Annotated in this window: 2 protein-coding genes; one reads left to right on the forward strand and one right to left on the reverse strand. The window is 65.2% G+C overall.

Going from position 1 to position 1,201, the window contains the following annotated elements; translation table 11 throughout:
- Window positions 1–163 precede the first annotated feature (163 nt).
- Entirely contained in the window at window positions 164–652 is a 489-nt protein-coding gene (locus ACIWVC_RS33635; RefSeq protein ID WP_396452864.1) for a hypothetical protein, read from the forward strand.
- A gap of 122 nt (window positions 653–774) precedes the next feature.
- On the opposite strand, the gene ACIWVC_RS33640 is transcribed toward ACIWVC_RS33635, so the two are convergent.
- Window positions 775–1,201 (reverse strand): TetR family transcriptional regulator C-terminal domain-containing protein (locus ACIWVC_RS33640; RefSeq protein ID WP_396452865.1); only part of this gene is annotated, 427 nt, incomplete at its 5' end.

Below are 1,201 nucleotides of genomic sequence, written 5' to 3' on the forward strand. Positions count from 1 at the left end.
GGAGGCCGGGGCGGATGGTGGGCGTGTGGCTGTGCGCGCGGGCTAAAGGATTGTGCGCTCGTTCGTAAGTACAGGACGGGCGGACGGCATGCACCCTGCTGGGGAGGCGCGGTCAGGCGGCGAGGCGTCCTGGCCGCATCCAGTCACCAGAGGGGAAAGTCAGATGGGGACAAAGCGCAGGCTCCCGGTGCTCGCCGCCCTGTTCGCGTTGGGCTCGACGCTGGTCATGGTGGCGCCGTCTCATGCGGCCACAACGACGCAGAAGGAGTCCCCCAGCTCAGCGACCTCGCAGCGAAGGGCATGGATCCCAAAGCTCCAACCATTCTTTCCGGACGATCACGAGGACGTCATAATCAAAGTCGACACCGCAACGCGGAACAACCTGCTCCATACTTGCCCGACAGCGTTCGTGTGCCTTACCGTCGGCAGGGGCGACGGCTATCACGATTACTACAGGCTCTACAACTGCACCCAGCGCTCGCTGATGAACTTCATCGGGGAGGACGCACTCACCAACGCCCAGATCGGCAACGCTTCAGTCGTCTTGAAGGATCGGTGGGGCGGAACGCTGAGAATCATCCCTGCGGATCCCGACAACTCCACGCCGGTGCGCGTCGACTGGGATGAGGTCTGGTATATCGACCCGTGCTGATGGCATCGACTCGTCGGTGAACATCGGAACGACCACCGGCGGCCTCCTGCCGATGTCCGGTTCGGAGGTTGCCGGTGGTCTGTTCTGTCCCGCCTATTCAACGGTGTCTTCACGCGCCGGGATCAGCCGTTCTTCGCCATGCGTTGAGCCGGCCAGGTGTGCATGGCTTGGGTGGCTATGTCGGTCAAGGTCTCGCGGGTGGCGCCGTCGCGGGCCTGTTGGGACATGCCCTGGATGACTGCGGCGAAGTAGTGGGCCAGGGCCTTCGGGTCGGCCGAGCTGGGGAGTTCGCCGTCGGTTCGGGCGGCGCGTAGGCGGGATTCGAACCGTTTCAGGTTGGCGCTGCGTGCGTCGCGCAGGAAGGTCGCTATCTCAGCGTCCTGCGGAGTCACGTTGGTGGCGGCGCTGATCACCAGGCAGCCTGGCGGGTGGGACGGGTCGGTGTAGATCTCGGCGGCCTCGTGCAGGATGCGGGTGAAGGCCCGGTGGGCTGTTGGACGGGTGGCCGGAAGCGGTGAGGTCAGGCCATGGTCGCGGTCGGCGGAGTTC

The organism is Actinomadura sp. (assembly GCF_044508335.1).
Taxonomy (GTDB): Bacteria; Actinomycetota; Actinomycetes; order Streptosporangiales; family Streptosporangiaceae; genus Spirillospora.